The following is a 15,329-nucleotide window of genomic DNA, read 5'->3' on the forward strand; positions in this document are numbered from 1 at the left end:
CGTCCGTACTGGGCCGTCTGTACCTGGTCTGCTTCTAGGGGCTAAGCAGACTGATCATCTCGGATGCGGCCGAACGCGGCTGCCGTCGTCGTGAACGGTGTAGTCGTTCGGAGCAATAAGGCGCAGGGTCAGCAAGTGGTCGACGAAGGCTCAGTGCTGTGTTTGATCGAGCGCTTTGAGCAACGCGTGCAGAAATGCGCTGGCATGGTCGTAGCTCGAACTGCCGTCAGCCACCGCGTGAGCGCGCAGGCAGAGTTGTTCGCCTATAGTTTCAGGACCAGTTGCCTCGGCGCACTCTGACCATAGATCGAGAAGGTCATCAGGAATATATCGGCTGGACATGAACAGGTGGAGCAGCCGAGACGCACCGTGGTGGTTTTCGTTGTGTTGCGCCGCGAATGCAAAGAGCGCGAACAAGCCTTTAAAATCATCACGGGATACTGCTCGGCTAGCCATGGAAATACTCCGACTGGAAACAGCATTCAGCAAATCAATTGAAGAATACTAGCTGGCTTTGTGTGTCCCAACAACGCAAGGAATCCTGTCGCATCGCACCGGGAAAATATCGCAACCTAAATGCGAAAATAGCCCGTGGCCTTCAACCCTAAAGGGCTGCCGGGGCGCGCCGCTTGGCAATCGCCAGATATGAAACATCGTTAGTTTGAGACGGACCCGTTGAGGCAGTCTGTCCAAGAGCGAACTTACGGCGACGTGGTTGGGAAAAGATGGCGGATCGGGGCCGGTCGCACCGGTTCACAGAGCTGAGAAGCTGCCCGTGCACGATCGCCGCGATTGGACTCTTCGCGAGGCGCATCGTCCTGGTATGATTGGCAATCTCTTTATTTTGGGCGGCGAGCGTCGGTCGCTGTTTTCGGGAATGGAGGCTCCTCAGGATGATTCCGGGCGGTTTCCCCCTCGAACTCGTCGGCGGCGCAGGCTTCGACGCGCTCGCGCAATACGGTGCGCAAGTGTTGGACCGCGGCTGACCGCTAGGAAATCAGCAAAGGCTCGGCGTCGCTGCCGAGCCTTAATTGTTGAGCTCTGAATGTCGGATTTAGAAGTCCATACCCCCCATGCCACCCATGCCGCCGCCGCCCGGAGGCATGCCGCCCGCACCGGTGTTCTTCTTCGGCACTTCCGCCACCATAGCTTCGGTGGTGATCAGGAGCGCTGCGACGGACGCCGCGTTCTGGATCGCCACTCGAACCACCTTAGTCGGATCGATGATACCCTTGGAGACCAGGTTGCCGTATTCGCCGGTCTGCGAGTCGTAGCCGTACGAGTACTGATCCTTTTCGAGGATCTTGCCGACGATGACCGAGCCGTCCTCGCCCGCGTTGATTGCGATCTGGCGGGCCGGGTAGGACAACGCCTTGCGCACGATCTCGACCCCGGTCTTCTGGTCGTCATTTTTGGTGCGAATGCCCTTGAGGTGCTCGGAGGCACGCAGTAGCGCAACGCCGCCGCCTGGCAGGATGCCTTCTTCAACCGCCGCGCGGGTCGCATGCATCGCATCGTCCACGCGATCCTTGCGCTCCTTCACCTCGACCTCAGTCGCGCCGCCGACGCGGATCACCGCGACGCCGCCCGCGAGCTTGGCAAGACGCTCCTGCAGCTTCTCACGGTCGTAGTCCGAGGTGGTCTCCTCGATCTGCGCCTTGATTTGCGCCACGCGCGCTTCGATGTCGGCCTTCTTGCCGGCGCCGCTGACGATCGTGGTGTTCTCCTTGTCGATCATCACCTTCTTGGCGCGACCGAGCATATTGAGCGTGACGTTCTCGAGCTTGATGCCGAGGTCTTCCGAGATCGCCTGGCCGCCGGTTAGGATCGCGATGTCCTGGAGCATGGCCTTGCGGCGATCGCCGAAGCCCGGAGCCTTGACGGCCGCGACCTTCAGGCCGCCGCGGAGACGGTTGACGACGAGGGTGGCGAGCGCTTCGCCTTCGACGTCTTCGGCGATAATCACAAGCGGCTTGCCGCTCTGCACCACGGCTTCCAACAAGGGAAGTAGTTCATTCAACTGAGATAGCTTTTTCTCATTAATCAGGACGTAGGCATCATCCATTTCAACGCGCATCTTATCGGCGTTGGTGACGAAGTAGGGCGAGATATAGCCGCGGTCGAACTGCATGCCCTCGACAACTTCGAGTTCGGTCTCGAGCGACTTGGCTTCCTCAACGGTGATGACACCCTCGTTGCCGACCTTCTTCATGGCGTCGGAGATGAACTTGCCGATCTCCGCATCGCCATTGGCTGAAATCGTGCCGACCTGGGCGATTTCCTCGTTCGAGGTGACCTTCTTGGAGTTTTTGACGAGGTCGGCGACCACGGCTTCCACAGCCATGTCGATACCGCGCTTCAGATCCATCGGGTTCATGCCGGCGGCAACCGACTTGGCGCCTTCACGGACGATCGCAGCGGCGAGCACGGTCGCGGTGGTGGTGCCGTCGCCAGCCGCGTCTGCGGACTTGGAGGCGACTTCGCGCACCATCTGGGCGCCCATGTTCTCGAACTTGTCCTCGAGCTCGATCTCCTTGGCGACGGTGACGCCATCCTTGGTAATACGGGGAGCGCCGAACGACTTGTCGAGGACGACGTTGCGGCCCTTCGGTCCGAGCGTCACTTTTACCGCATTGTGGAGGATGTCGACACCGCGCAGCATGCGGTCGCGGGCATCGACTCCGAATTTGACTTCTTTTGCTGACATAGTGGGTTTCCCTGAGTTTTTGACTTGGTTTCACCCTTGATGAGGCGCTCGACAGGCGCTTGAGCGGTGGACTAGGCGGCCTTCTTCTTGGAAGACACGTCGGTGAGAACGCCCATGATGTCGCTCTCCTTCATGATCAACAGCTCCTGGGTGTCGATCTTGACTTCGGTGCCGGACCACTTGCCGAACAATACGCGGTCACCGACCCGGACGTCGATCGGGATCAGCTTGCCGCTTTCGTCACGACCGCCGGGGCCAACGGCGATGACTTCACCTTGGGAGGGTTTCTCCTTGACCGTGTCGGGAATGATGATGCCGCCAGCGGTCTTCTCTTCCGCGTCGATGCGCTTGACCACGACCCGGTCGTGAAGCGGACGGAATTTCATGCTCTCCTCCTATCTTCTAGTCGCTTTTTGAAATAGCAGTCGAAGCTAGCGAGTGCTGACCGCTCCGAAAATAAGCCGGCTTGGTCGGCAAACAAGACAAAGCCGCGAAGGATTTCGAAAATCCGTCGTCCTCACCGGTCCGCGGAGGGCCCATTCAGAGCCACCTAAAGGAGCCCCTGGAATCAAGTCTGGGCTGGTCGGAGGAAGCCGCTGAGGAAACTTTAGGCGGGCTTGTACCGTCTGCCCAGGTTGTTGTTTGGCTTTGCCATCCAAATGGCTAGCCGGGCAGGGTTGCGCGCGTCTGGATTAGCCTGTTCGGGTACAATGATGCCGCGTCCAACGGCAGTCTAGACCCGCGGCGGTACGCGGAGAGGCCGGCAAATCTTGTCCCTCTCGCCTACCCAGAGCACCTGGGATGCAGCGGAAGAGGAACTTTCTTTCTAGATTCTCTCCCTTCGCCAGTCCTGCAGCCAAACCCTGCTTGACTCTTCCAGCAAGGCCACGACGTACCTTATGAGCGTTGTCCTCGCGAGCGCCCTGCCTCTGCGTTCGTCACATAAGACGATCGATGATCCCAAGGAGGCGGTCGCAAGACGCCGCGAGACGCTTGTTAGGAGCTGTCGCGATGCCTAGCAGCAAACCGGATCGTGCGGAAGCTGCCTCTGCATACCAGGGCGATAGCGGAGCAGGCGCCAATCCGAACGACAGCATTTCCCTGGCGATGGAGAGGTCTGGTGTCCCGTCCGGCAATTGCATTAGCACCGCCAATCCAGCGATCGTTATGTCCTTGGCGCGTGGGCGAAGGGTCTTTAGCAACGCGTCGCCTCGCGCTGCATAGACACGCTTCGTACGTCGAAGATGCCGCATATAGTGGCCGTCACGCATGAATTTTGCAGTCGCGAGTTGCACAGACGGCCCAGGCGCCGGCGCGAGACACGCCGCGACCTCGGCGAACTGAGACGTCAGCGACGGAGGAGCGACCAGAAAGCCCAGCCGCAGGGTGGGGGTCAGAGTCTTGCTGAAAGATCCGATGTGAATGACGCGCCCGGCGCGATCGAGCGAGGCAAGTGCCGGTGTGGCCCGACCCTTCAGTTGAAGCTCGCTCAGATAGTCATCCTCGATCACCCACGCCCCTTTCTGAGCGGCCCAGTCGAGAAGGCGCAAGCGCCTCTCCAGCGACAACGTGCACCCGAGCGGCGCCTGCTGCCCTGGAGTTACAACAACCAGCGCCGCATCGGGCTCATGGTTCAGGCCATAACTGACATCAATGCCGTCCGCATCAACCGGGATTGGGGCGAGCGACAATCCTGCGAGCTCCAGGCCATGCCGGGTGATTGGGAAGCCTGGATCCTCCATCCAGACTCTTCTCCGTTCGAGGCCGAGCACACGGAGCGCCAGTCCCAAGCCGCTGCAGTAGCCGCCGGTGATGATGATCTGGGAAGCTGTACACTCGATACCACGCGCGATAGCAAGATACGCCGCGATCTCCCGCCGTAGTTCCAGCTCACCACGAGCGTCCGGATATATCGCCGGCCCACTCATTTCCACGCGAATAGCGGACGAACGAATCCGGGCGACGAGCTTGGCGGGGAAAGTTTCATGCGCGGGCACGCCCATCTGGAAAATCGCCGGCCCCGCAGTGAGCTCCCGATACATCTCCATGAACGAGCCGGGATCGGCTGTTTCTTCCTGTCGAGCAGCAATGGAAGGACGATCCGCGACATGCGTTCCGGCCGCGCGGGAAGCGACGATGAGTTGAGCAGCGGACAGCTTTTCGTACGCCGATCGCACCGTGCCTCGAGCGACACCGAGTTGGGCTGCCAGGTCCTGCCAGGAGGGCAGACGCGCTCCCGGAGCGAGCACGCCGTTCTCGATGGCGGCCCTGATGCCTTTGCGGATCTGCTCGGCCAGGGGCGTCTTCGCAGATCGATCAAGCTCCAACCGCAGCGGCTTGGTCATGCCCCCTTGGTACACGATTTTTGTGCGTTCTTGGTGCTTTTTTCCGGACCAGAGCAGCCGCACCTATGCGGGACAAAGGAGAACGCCACCATGAAAATACGATTCATCTTTGGCGCGGCTTTCGCTGCCGTTGCCATCGCCACTGCAACGCCTGCCGTCGCCCATGGCGGCGGCGAAACGGTCACGCCGCGCTTTCAACAGATGATCCCCAACATTCCCGGCAAGTCACTGAAGGCCCTGATCGTCGACTATACGCCGGGCGGGGCGTCAGCTCCGCACATCCACGCCAAGTCGGCTTTCATCTTCGGCTACGTTCTGTCGGGAGAAATCGAGTCCCAGGTGAATGACGGACCCAGGCGGGTCTACCGCGCCGGCGAAAGTTTTTACGAGACGCCAGGCTCGCGCCATTCCATCAGCCGCAATGCCAGCAAGACCAGGCCAGCAAGGCTGCTCGCCGTGTTCGTCGTTGATACCGACGACAAGGAACTGACTACCCCGATCAAACAACACTTGTCATCAAGGAGCAAAAAATGAGCAAGCGTCTCGACTACAATCAGATTGCACCGACAGGCGTGAAAGCGCTCGGCGGCGTCTACGGTTACATAATGCAGAGCAACCTTCCACCCGCGCTGGTCGACCTGGTCTACCTGCGAATTTCACAGATCAACAACTGCGCGTATTGTCTCGACTCGCACACGCGCGACTTGCTCAAGAAGGGAGTGAAGATCGAAAAGCTGGCGCTGGTACAGGCGTGGAGGGAAGCCGGTAACCTCTTCGACGAGCGCGAGCGCGCCGCCCTTGCGTGGGCCGAAACGGTGACGCGCGTCGCAGAGACCAATGTACCGGATGAAGCCTATCAGGCTGCCCGCGCTGTGTTCGGCGAGCGAGAACTTGTGGATCTGACGATCGCAGTTGGCTTGATGAACGCCTACAATCGTATTGCAATCAGCTTTCGGAACACGCCGCAGGCCGTACTCGGACAGTAAGCCTTGGAGGTGCCGGAACTCTTCTCCGCCGAGCTTCGTTCAGCCTCCAGATCACTTCTGCCTGCACGCTGATCAGGTAACAGGACGAAAGGACACACATCATGTCACACCGGATCAACGACAGCGCGATCGACTTTTTCCAGATCAACGAAGATATCGCGCTCAGAAGGATGGTTTTGCGTAACCCGGGGCGGAAGGGGACTGTTCTCTTCCTGCACGGGTTTCCGGAGACCCTGTACGCCTGGAAGGATATTGCCGCGGCTCTCGCCGATGACTACGACGTCCACGCTTTCGACTGGCCGGGCTACGGTCTTTCATCGAGGCCAGCGGTCGACAGGTTCTCCTATTCGCCGAAGGACTACGCGCATATTCTGGATCAGTACATCGTGAAAACAGGCATCGACACCTCGAGGCTCACGATCTACGCGACCGACATCGGAGCGCTACCGGCACTCCTGCTGGCGGTGGAAAAACCTGATATCGCAAGGACAATTATCGTTGGCGACTTCGCCCCGTTTGACAGGCCCCAGTTCATGTATGAGAGCCTGCAAGGCCTGAAGGCGGGGCCTGCAATGGATCAGATCCGCGCCAACATGAACAGGAATCGCGACGAGATCCTCGCAAACACCTTCACAAGAGGCTTGCCCAAGGAAGCGCAATTCGAAGTTACGGAGGAATTCAGGGACGACATGTCCCGCGGATGGAGCCAGGGCGCCATGACGACGGTAGACGCTTTCTCCCACTACTACTCGTACTTTACGCGGGACCAGGACCGTTTCGAATCGCAACTCGCCCGGCTTAAAACGCCGGTGAAGGTAGTTTGGGGCGAGAAAGACCTCTACATCAAGAAGGAGATGGGCGCAGAATTCGCCGAAAGAGTCCACGCCGAACTCGCGATTCTTCCCGGTATTGGGCACTTTCCTCACCTCCAGGATCCGAAGCAAACCGTCGATGAGGTTCGTGCCTCATTTCGATGACTGCGCAGGGGTCTATCTCCGCGCCCTGCGCCGATGAGCTTCGATCACCAAATGTAGAGACCGCTTCGGTCGGCCGTAAAGGCAGGGTTCGTGAATGCATGTCGCATCACTCATCAGCAATCGAGCTTGCCTGACATGCTCACGAGCTGCGCGCGAACGAAAAGTGGATGTATCTGGTGCGGTTTCTGGTACGGCGGTGTCGCTGCAGGCACCGAGAACGAGGTAAGCTATTGATCACGGTGGTGGGCCCGCAGGACTCGAACCTGCAACCAGATCGTTATGAGCGGCCGAAGATTGGTCAGATCCGTTGATCTCCTGCGGTTTTGTTCGGGTCCAAGTGCTTTCGTTGCGTTTCGTTGACGCCGGTTCTGGTACGAAGCTGGTGCGTGCTCCGAAACTTGCCTGAAGGCCCTAAGTCGGCGATTGGCAGCGTTTGGTGGTGCAAACCTTCGGACGAACTCGCAAGTTGCAGAATTGTCCGAGAGCGGACCAAATCGGCCATGATTGCTTTCACGATTGGCCTTTTGCGATCATCGCGGCACGGGTCTGGAGTCCGATCTAATCCGTCCATCCAGGCATGGGCCGGACAACGGCGCGCGCTTAATGGGCGCTTAATGCTTTTGCGCAACAGATAGATCACCAGCGCGGAATTAGTCCTAGTTACGAGTGCGAGCCGAGCTCCCGAGGAGGGGAATCGGATGGGACTGCTATTTGTCGGAGTGCTGGCAGGAGTCCTGATCGGCTTTGGCTGGTTCGCGCCGTCCCGGGGGTATTTCCTCGGGTGCGCGTCACGACCCTGTTTCGACAGGGGCGCTGTCGCCCAACCCGCGCAGCCAATGCCGACTGCGTTGGCGCCAGAGCCTGCGGTTGTCAGATCGAATTCCGCAACGCAGGCAAGGCCCGGCAAGACATCAACTCCGAAGAAACGCGGATCGACCGATCTTGCCAAAGCGGCGTCCCCGCGGACGAGGATCAGCGTCCCGGCACCCGAACGGACCGCGGAAATGTCGGATCGTGCTCTGGACAAGGCGAAGGTTGCGATCGCGACGCAGATGGGGGATCCGGAGACGGTCGAACTCAGCGACGTGAAGCGCGCAATGCGAAAGAACATGCTTGGACGCCGCGTGGATACGATTTGCGGGCGCGTGAAAGGAAGAAGCGCGTCAGGCGGCGAGACTGGAGAGCGGCCGTTTCTGTATCTCGTGAAGGAGGATGAAGCATACGTCGTCGACGGTAGGTCAGGGTCGGCGGCCTCAACGGCGTATCGAAATATCTGCAATTAGGGATGCGTCGACTGCGCCACCGCGCGGTACACGCCAAAATGATTTGAGCGGAAAGAATTTCCACCCAGGTGTCAAGTGATCCCGCAGTGGATGCGGCACTAACGGCGGCAGTGCGCCGCTCTCGTGATGATGCATTCAGGATGAACGCAGCAGCACGGGAGACGCAATACGGAATGGGAATATAGCGGAAATTCGTTTCATCTCGAGGGCATCATGCACGACATAATCAACACGTCAAAGCGGCTCAATGAATCGCTTCACTTGCCGGTTCTGGTGATCATCGAGCCGCTCGTGTTGCCTCGTACATGCATTCTGCACGTCCTCAGGAGGGAGTTGGACGAACTTGAGATCCTTGACATGGCAACGGTCCAAGGCCTGGACTGCACGTCAGCCCGCGATGTTCGTCTGGTGATGCTGAGTATCGCGGACAAGCCCATCGGCGATCCCTCGGTTGAGGACGATCTCGCCTTCGTTGCGGAGTGTTGTCCCAACGCCGCCACTGTTGTCCTCTCAAACCATGACGACGAACCGACCGTGCAGGCCGCGATGCAGCGGGGCGTGCGCGGCTTTCTTTCCACCTCGCTACCGATCGAGATCGCCATAGCAGGCCTGCGCCTTGTTCTTGTCGGCGGCGCCTACAGGCCGTTGCCCGTGGCCGGGATGAACAGGATAACGGATTTCGAGCCACCGGATGCGCGCGGGCTTGTGCCCGCATATCTGATTAACGAGGGAGCCAGAGTGGCTATCGACAGGAGGAGCGTGACCGATCTCACGCCTCGTGAGCAACAGGTTCTGGCGGAACTGGAGCTCGGCCTGCCCAACAAGCTGATCGCCGCCAAATTGGGCCTCTCGGAAAGCACAGTCAAAATGCACATTCAGCATATCATGAGGAAATGTGCTGCGCACAATCGCACGGAAGCCGTCCTCCGCTGGCGCGGCCGGTTGCCCGCGCAGAGTCGCGATCACGACCCCGGTGCGGCTCTAATGCCGGAGACCTAAAGCATGATCCGGACCCGGAGGGCCGCGTTAACGCAAGGTGCGCAGCGGTTCTCCCTCGCGACAAACGCGGAACGCGTTTGCGTGGAGATCATGCTCCAACAACAACCTAAAGCGCGATGACGATTCATCCCAATCTCATCGCGCTTTAGTCCTCTCTGAATGCACCACGGAAGCTGTCGAGCAGGGGCCTGAGCGCGTAGAGAGCCACGGTGCCTCGCCCGGTCGTGATGAACACTTGAACCGGCATGCCGGGGACGATCTGGATGTCGTTTGCCGCGATCTGCCCATCGTCGATCCGGATCTTTGTCGCGTAGTATGGCTGGTCGGTACGCTTGTCGAGGAGCCGGTCTGCGGATATGTGCACGACGGTTCCCTTCAGGCGAGGCACGCGACGCTGATTGTACGGTACGAGGTGAACCTCGGCACTGAGGCCGGGATGAACCACATCGATGTCCTCGGGCCTCAGGCGCGCGGTTACGATGAGACGGTCTTGCCGGGGCACTAGGTCCATGAGCGGAGCACCTGCTCCGATGACACCGCCGGCTGTATGAACCCGCAGATCGGTTATCACGCCGTCCTCGGGCGCCTTGACCTCCGTTCGCGATAGCTGATCCCTGGCCGCAAGCAACCGCTCGCGGAGCTGGAATATCTGGTTCTGTGCTTCACGAAGCGACTGTGCGATCTCGTTCTGCCTCTCGCTCTCGAGCTTGAACAATGTGGCCTGCTGTTCGCTGATGACCTGCCCGGCGCGGGCAATCTGCGCGGCGATCTCGCCGCGGCGGCCCTCGACGTCGGCCAGCTCCCGCTGCAGGTTCAGAAGCCGCGGCCGCCGTTCGAGCCCCTTGTTGACGAGGGTCGCGACCATATCCAGTTCCTCCCGAACGATTTCGACCCGCTGCCCGGTGGCGGTTTCCTGAGCCTTGAGACCTTCGATCTCCTTCTCGACTTGATGCCTTCGTTCGCGAATGACCGCAAGCTGCGACTCGTGAACTTGCATGCGTGCCTGAAAAATGAACTGCTGCGCCGACACCGCAGCGGCGGCCACTCCGTTCTGCCTGCTGTCCTGTTCCAGCGCGTCCGGGATTGCGATCCTCTCGAATCTCTGCTGCTCGGCTTGAAGCCGTGCGGCACGAGCAGCTGCGTCCCAAAATTGACCTTGGAGGCTTTGCATCTCCGAGCCGGCCCGGGTGTCGTCCAGCGCGATCAGCGTTTGGCCGCTGCGCACGATATCGCCATCCGAAACCAGGATCTTCCTGATGATACCGCCTTCCAGATGCTGGATCGTCTTGCGGCTCGATTCCGATTCCAGGACGCCAGACGCGATCGCGGCGCTTTCGAGAGGCGCGAGGCTCGCCCACGTACCAAGCCCCAGCATGAAGCAGAGCACCAGCAGATTGCCCGCGACGGTGATGCCGCGAAGCCTTCCGCGCGGAGAGGTCGGCGTGGGCGTCGAGCACCATGGAAATTCCAGAGGCTCGAAATCGTCGATTGCGGTCACCACGACGCCAAATCGCCGAGCGGGTGGGTGGGGCGCCGGCGCTCGCACGAGCTGGTCCCAGATCATGGGAAGTCTCGAGACGGCGGGAAGTTTCCAGATGGTGAGAGAGTTCCAAATCATGGCGCTATCTGTGAAGTAACCTGGGGTCGGCTCAGGTGCCGTTCAAAGATGTCCTCGCTGTCGCCGAACGCGGCGACCGCACCGTCCTCCATGATGGCAATCTTGTCCGTGGCGGCGAGAAGACCCATCCGGTGAGTGATGACGACAAGGATGACGCCTGCGAGCTTCATGCGCTCGATGGCATCCAGGAGCATTCGCTCGCCCCCGTAGTCGAGGCTGGCGTTGGGTTCGTCGAGAACGATGAGGCGTGGACTGCCGAAAAAGGCGCGGGCAAGACCGAGGCGCTGCCGATACCCGCGCGAGAAGGTTGCTTCACTCTGAACCACCGTGTCGTAACCCAGCGGCAAGCGCATGATCGCCCCATGGATACCGACGAGCTTGGCCGCTTCGATGACCTTCCGCCGATCGGCATCGTCAAGGCGTGCGATGATGTCGTTGATCGTGTCGCCGAGGAGGTTGATGTCCTGGGGGAGATATCCGAGGCGGTCGCCTTTTAGGCTCTCGCGAAACAGCGAGACGTCGGTATTGTCGAGGACGACACGGCCATGCGTTGGCATCGACAGCCCGGCGATCACCTGGCCGAGCAAGGACTTGCCTGACCCGGACGGACCGATGATGCCAAGGCATTCTCCGGGCATGAGGCTGAACGAGACGCCGTTCAGGAGCAGATGGTTGGTCCCCGCAAGCCTCACGTCAACATTGTCGACGACGAGGCCGCTTCGCGCCTGCAGCGGAGAAACCTCTGGGCTCTGCTGCCGGGCGACGGGGAATGCGGCGAGAAGTGCGCCGAGCCGCTGACAAGCGCTCACGGCCGTCACGAGCGATTTCCAGCCTGCGACCGCACTTTCGACCGGCGCGAGCGCCCGGCTGAACATCAGCGTGGAAGCAAAGATGATTGCCGGACTCTTCCCGTGATCGAGGACGAGCCATGCGGCAGCCCCCATGATCAGGACCTGCGACAGCGCGCGAACCGGCTTGGCGGCCAGTGAGACGATCTCGCCTCGCCGGAGTGCCACATCGTGCTCTCTGCGGGCGTGCTGCGCGTCACGGTGGATCATGCGCGCAGCGCTATCGAGCATTCCCATGGCGCGGATCATGTGGATGTTGCTCGCTGCAGTCTGGAGGCGGCCGCAGCTTCTGGATAGCGCGGCGCCGGATCTGAGCAGAACGTCTTCCGTGACCAGCTCTCCGGCAACCGTGAGCGCGAACAGGAAGGCGACGCAGCAGGCGCCCACCACGCCGAGCAGGGGATGGATCAGAACGAGGACAAGGAGGAACAAGGGCGCCCAGAGCGCGTCGAACAGCATCGGACATGCGCCGGATTCGACGAACTGGCGCAGCACGGTGAGATCCCGATATGCGCCCGATGCTTGCGTCCAATCGCTGCGAAGCGCCGATTCGAGGCCGGCCGAAATCACGCAGGGACGAAGGCGATCGTCGAGCCAGGCGCCGAGGCGTCCCAGGACGGCGCGCCGCAATGCATCAAAGACGCCGCCGACGACCACCGTGATCGCGACAATGAGCGTGAGCAGGAGCAACGTCTCGCCGCTCCGGCTCGACAACACCCGGTCGTAGATCTGAAGAAGATAGATGGAGGGCGCAAACAGAAGCAGGTTGTAGCTGCAACTATATGCGAATACGAGACCCAGTGGTCCCACACAGGACCGGAGGGCTGCGTGCAGTGGCGTCCGGACCTGCGGCAGGATGGGCAACCGAATGGGCGGCATCAGCATGATCGTCACCGCCTGAAATCGAGGTCCGGTGCACTTGACCGATGGCCAACGTCGTCTGCCAACGGTATCGTATCGGCGGGGTATTGGCTCGAACTTCAGACCGGTGGCGGCGGCCACCGGTCCCTGCCAGTCGGACGAGCCGGTGGTCAGAAAGAAGTATCGAGATGGAAGCTCACTTCTCCGCCCAGCGCGGCGTTACCGTCTCCGCCATTGCCGCCGATGCCGGCCACGACCTCTTGGTGCTGGTCCACCGCGAGCTTGTTGATCTGGGTCGCATCCGTATTGGCGTATACCTTGGAGGTATCGTAACCGCTGTAGGATTTCTGGCTTCCGTTCGACTGGGCGTCTCCGCCATGGGCCTTCGAAAACAACGAGGCCTGCGCGTTGGCGCCGCCGGCATCCCAGTCTGCCGTCTGATTGACGTGATCGCCGGTGCTCACGTGCACGTCGGCACCTTCCGCCTTGTTGGTTGGATCGAAGTTGAGCGTCGGCTTGCTGATGATGGCTCCCTTGAAGGTGCCGTCGCCGCCATTTCCGACGTTCTGACCACCGGTGCTGATCGATTTGAATCCGATCGAGTCCGAGATGTTGATCGCTTTGGGCAACATTTGAGCCTCCTGCTTTCTGTTGGCTTTCGTGCATCATCCATCCCGATCAGGCGGACGCGCGCGGCAAGTCTGATCCGCCCAAGCGCGATGGCGATAGATGTCAAATCGGACACCATCCGGTCTGGTCGACCTACGTACGAAAGTATGACGTTCGTAGCACAACATCGGAGCTCGAAACATCCGGGAGGGTCCGCAGGGCGAGCTTGCATGCGCAGAGTATCGACGCAACTCGCGATCGGGCTTGTGCGAGCGGCGCGATGTTTCGCTATCCCATCAGGTGAAGATCCGACAGAAGATGGGCGGAAAGATCGCCACCCAGCGCGAGATTGCCGTTGCCGCCGTCCCCGCCAAGCCCGGCGATCTGGACCGCACTCTGGTCGATGTGCACGTTGTTGACCTGATCGGCTAGGGCTGTCGAATGGGGACCCGCGATTGCGATATTGATGGGTGCATAGATCGCGACGCTGACATCGATCAGGCTGCCGACAAAATAGCCGTTGCCGCCATTGCCTGCGCCGTTCGAACCGGTCGCGATCGTGTCGGAGCCGCCCCACAAGCCATGGGAAAGAAGGCTTGCATGGCCGCCCGCCGCGGCGTTGCCGTTGCCGCCGTGTCCGCCAATGCCGGCGATCTGAACTATGGATTGATCCACGTAGGCGTCATTTGTCTGGACCGAATGAACGTTGGAGCCATAGCCCGCGACTGCGATGTTGATCGGGTCGTACAGTACGAAGGAAGTATGGACGAGCCCGCCGTAGAACGCGCCGTCGCCGCCATTGCCGGCCTGGCTTCCGCCCGTTTGAACGTCCCAGATGCTCCCTCCGTTGCTTGATCCCCAACTGGGGTCTAGCGTGATAACGCTGCCGCCGGCGGCCACATTGGCATTTCCGCCACTTCCGCCGACGCCCGCGATCTGAGTGGCCGATTGATCGATGTCGACCGTGTTCGATTGACTTGCATGCGCAGTGCCGCCCGAACCCGCCATCGCAATATTGATCGGATGATAGATCACCACGGGAGCGTCCACTATCGCACCCGAAAAATAACCGCTGCCCCCATTTCCGGCGCCGTTGTCGCCGCTCGCGATCACGCCGGCGCCCAACGACGTACTGACGCTCCCACCCGCTGCAATGTTGTCGTTGCCGCCATGGCCGCCGACGCCGGCCATCTGAAAAGCGGATTGATCGACATTCAAATTGTTGGATTGGTTGGCTAGAGCGACCGAGCCGTATCCCAGGCTCACGGAGATGTTGATCGGTTCATAGACCAACAGGGACGCGTGAATGATCCCTCCGTAAAAGTGGCCATCCCCGCCGTTCCCGGCCGTGTTCGCCCCACTCTCGACCGAAGCAATGCTCATCCCGGGATAGGATGCGCCGGCAGCAGGCTTCGTGGACGGAGCATCCAGACCCGCCGCAGCGTGGTCGCCGGCGTGGCCGCCCGTGTCGACCCCCGATGTGGGATGTTTGGATTGAACCGGGTCGGAGTCATTATGCTGGGTATTCGCGCTCGCGGGGTGCGCTCCAGGACCTGCAAACGGGCCGGGACGATGGACTAGGGCGCCACCGCCGACCGCGTCTGCCACGAACGGGGCACTCGGCGCAGGGCTCTGTTCGTCCTCGCCATCGTACCCATCGTGGTGAAGAGAGGCGTGATGCAGCCGGATTCCATCCGACATCCGCGAAAAATCCATCGTAGCCTCCCTCATCGCAATCGCTCCGCGCGATCAGACGGGTTCTGCACTCCGGACAGAATGTCATCCTGGGAAGGTCGAATGCCCAGTCGTCAGTTCGGATATGGCGCTTCGTCTGGCACCCGTAACATCGGCTACATCCGTTCGGGTGCGGTTACAGCCTTTGCTGGCGCGGAATTCGTAACTGCGCCAGGGAGGTGGAGTGTTCTCCCATGCTCCAGATCAGGATCTATGACGCGCAGAAGAATGCGCGCGAGGAAATCTACCGGGGTTCCGGGTACTCGACCAAGCTATGCACGAGGTGGGGCGGCAAATTGAGACGAGCGGACCGATCTAACCTTAGGAAAAGTCCTAACTGTCGGGGGTAGTCGGTGTCGTGT

Annotated in this window: 13 protein-coding genes; 5 read left to right on the forward strand and 8 right to left on the reverse strand. The window is 60.6% G+C overall.

What is annotated here, in order from left to right; translation table 11 throughout:
• Positions 1–150: 150 nt before the first annotated feature.
• The 4 genes from AAFG50_RS09500 to AAFG50_RS09515 form a co-directional block, all read right to left on the reverse strand.
• Complete coding sequence (locus AAFG50_RS09500) at positions 151–456, reverse strand: hypothetical protein (protein WP_074077341.1); 306 nt, start codon at positions 454–456, stop codon at positions 151–153.
• Between the two features lie 598 nt (positions 457–1,054).
• Entirely contained in the window at positions 1,055–2,707 is a 1,653-nt protein-coding gene (groL, locus tag AAFG50_RS09505) for a chaperonin GroEL (RefSeq protein ID WP_011089717.1), read from the reverse strand.
• 71 nt (positions 2,708–2,778) lie between these two features.
• On the reverse strand, positions 2,779–3,093 hold the full coding sequence (locus tag AAFG50_RS09510) for a co-chaperone GroES (protein ID WP_028174163.1): 315 nt from the start codon (positions 3,091–3,093) through the stop codon (positions 2,779–2,781).
• 552 nt (positions 3,094–3,645) lie between these two features.
• Positions 3,646–5,052, reverse strand: a complete 1,407-nt coding sequence (locus AAFG50_RS09515) for a PLP-dependent aminotransferase family protein (protein WP_028174164.1) — start codon at positions 5,050–5,052, stop codon at positions 3,646–3,648.
• A 90-nt stretch (positions 5,053–5,142) separates the two neighbouring features.
• Between AAFG50_RS09515 and AAFG50_RS09520 the strand changes: the two genes are divergently transcribed.
• The 5 genes from AAFG50_RS09520 (at position 5,143) to AAFG50_RS09540 (ending at position 9,297) form a co-directional block, all read left to right on the forward strand.
• Positions 5,143–5,586 (forward strand): cupin domain-containing protein, encoded by a 444-nt coding sequence (locus tag AAFG50_RS09520; protein WP_028174165.1) that lies wholly within the window; start codon positions 5,143–5,145, stop codon positions 5,584–5,586.
• Positions 5,583–6,038, forward strand: coding sequence for a carboxymuconolactone decarboxylase family protein (locus tag AAFG50_RS09525; RefSeq protein WP_011089713.1), 456 nt, complete (start codon positions 5,583–5,585; stop codon positions 6,036–6,038). The genes AAFG50_RS09520 and AAFG50_RS09525 overlap by 4 nt, the downstream gene beginning before the upstream one ends.
• Positions 6,039–6,139: 101 nt before the next feature.
• Positions 6,140–7,015 (forward strand): alpha/beta hydrolase, encoded by an 876-nt coding sequence (locus tag AAFG50_RS09530; protein WP_011089712.1) that lies wholly within the window; start codon positions 6,140–6,142, stop codon positions 7,013–7,015.
• A gap of 1,004 nt (positions 7,016–8,019) precedes the next feature.
• On the forward strand, positions 8,020–8,298 hold the full coding sequence (locus tag AAFG50_RS09535) for a hypothetical protein (RefSeq protein ID WP_231166644.1): 279 nt from the start codon (positions 8,020–8,022) through the stop codon (positions 8,296–8,298).
• Between the two features lie 213 nt (positions 8,299–8,511).
• Positions 8,512–9,297: a response regulator transcription factor gene (locus tag AAFG50_RS09540; protein WP_039183898.1), complete on the forward strand. Its 786-nt coding sequence runs from the start codon at positions 8,512–8,514 to the stop codon at positions 9,295–9,297.
• A gap of 145 nt (positions 9,298–9,442) precedes the next feature.
• On the opposite strand, the gene AAFG50_RS09545 is transcribed toward AAFG50_RS09540, so the two are convergent.
• From AAFG50_RS09545 to AAFG50_RS09560, 4 genes are all read right to left on the reverse strand, one after another.
• Entirely contained in the window at positions 9,443–10,861 is a 1,419-nt protein-coding gene (locus AAFG50_RS09545) for an HlyD family type I secretion periplasmic adaptor subunit (protein WP_231166645.1), read from the reverse strand.
• A 50-nt stretch (positions 10,862–10,911) separates the two neighbouring features.
• Positions 10,912–12,648, reverse strand: a complete 1,737-nt coding sequence (locus AAFG50_RS09550) for an ATP-binding cassette domain-containing protein (protein ID WP_039184904.1) — start codon at positions 12,646–12,648, stop codon at positions 10,912–10,914.
• Between the two features lie 146 nt (positions 12,649–12,794).
• Positions 12,795–13,256, reverse strand: a complete 462-nt coding sequence (locus tag AAFG50_RS09555; protein WP_011089707.1) for a hypothetical protein — start codon at positions 13,254–13,256, stop codon at positions 12,795–12,797.
• 265 nt (positions 13,257–13,521) lie between these two features.
• Positions 13,522–14,949 (reverse strand): hypothetical protein, encoded by a 1,428-nt coding sequence (locus AAFG50_RS09560; RefSeq protein WP_028174169.1) that lies wholly within the window; start codon positions 14,947–14,949, stop codon positions 13,522–13,524.
• Between the last annotated feature and the right edge of the window lie 380 nt (positions 14,950–15,329).

The organism is Bradyrhizobium sp. B039, from assembly GCF_038965675.1.
GTDB lineage: Bacteria > Pseudomonadota > Alphaproteobacteria > Rhizobiales > Xanthobacteraceae > Bradyrhizobium > Bradyrhizobium diazoefficiens.

Coding starts and splice junctions, on each gene's coding strand:
- AAFG50_RS09500 (WP_074077341.1), bottom strand. CDS start 456: ATGGCTAGCCGAGCAGTATCCCGTGATGATTTTAAAGGCTTGTTCGCG.
- groL (WP_011089717.1), bottom strand. CDS start 2,707: ATGTCAGCAAAAGAAGTCAAATTCGGAGTCGATGCCCGCGACCGCATG.
- AAFG50_RS09510 (WP_028174163.1), bottom strand. CDS start 3,093: ATGAAATTCCGTCCGCTTCACGACCGGGTCGTGGTCAAGCGCATCGAC.
- AAFG50_RS09515 (WP_028174164.1), bottom strand. CDS start 5,052: ATGACCAAGCCGCTGCGGTTGGAGCTTGATCGATCTGCGAAGACGCCC.
- AAFG50_RS09520 (WP_028174165.1), top strand. CDS start 5,143: ATGAAAATACGATTCATCTTTGGCGCGGCTTTCGCTGCCGTTGCCATC.
- AAFG50_RS09525 (WP_011089713.1), top strand. CDS start 5,583: ATGAGCAAGCGTCTCGACTACAATCAGATTGCACCGACAGGCGTGAAA.
- AAFG50_RS09530 (WP_011089712.1), top strand. CDS start 6,140: ATGTCACACCGGATCAACGACAGCGCGATCGACTTTTTCCAGATCAAC.
- AAFG50_RS09535 (WP_231166644.1), top strand. CDS start 8,020: ATGTCGGATCGTGCTCTGGACAAGGCGAAGGTTGCGATCGCGACGCAG.
- AAFG50_RS09540 (WP_039183898.1), top strand. CDS start 8,512: ATGCACGACATAATCAACACGTCAAAGCGGCTCAATGAATCGCTTCAC.
- AAFG50_RS09545 (WP_231166645.1), bottom strand. CDS start 10,861: ATGATCTGGGACCAGCTCGTGCGAGCGCCGGCGCCCCACCCACCCGCT.
- AAFG50_RS09550 (WP_039184904.1), bottom strand. CDS start 12,648: ATGCTGATGCCGCCCATTCGGTTGCCCATCCTGCCGCAGGTCCGGACG.
- AAFG50_RS09555 (WP_011089707.1), bottom strand. CDS start 13,256: ATGTTGCCCAAAGCGATCAACATCTCGGACTCGATCGGATTCAAATCG.
- AAFG50_RS09560 (WP_028174169.1), bottom strand. CDS start 14,949: ATGGATTTTTCGCGGATGTCGGATGGAATCCGGCTGCATCACGCCTCT.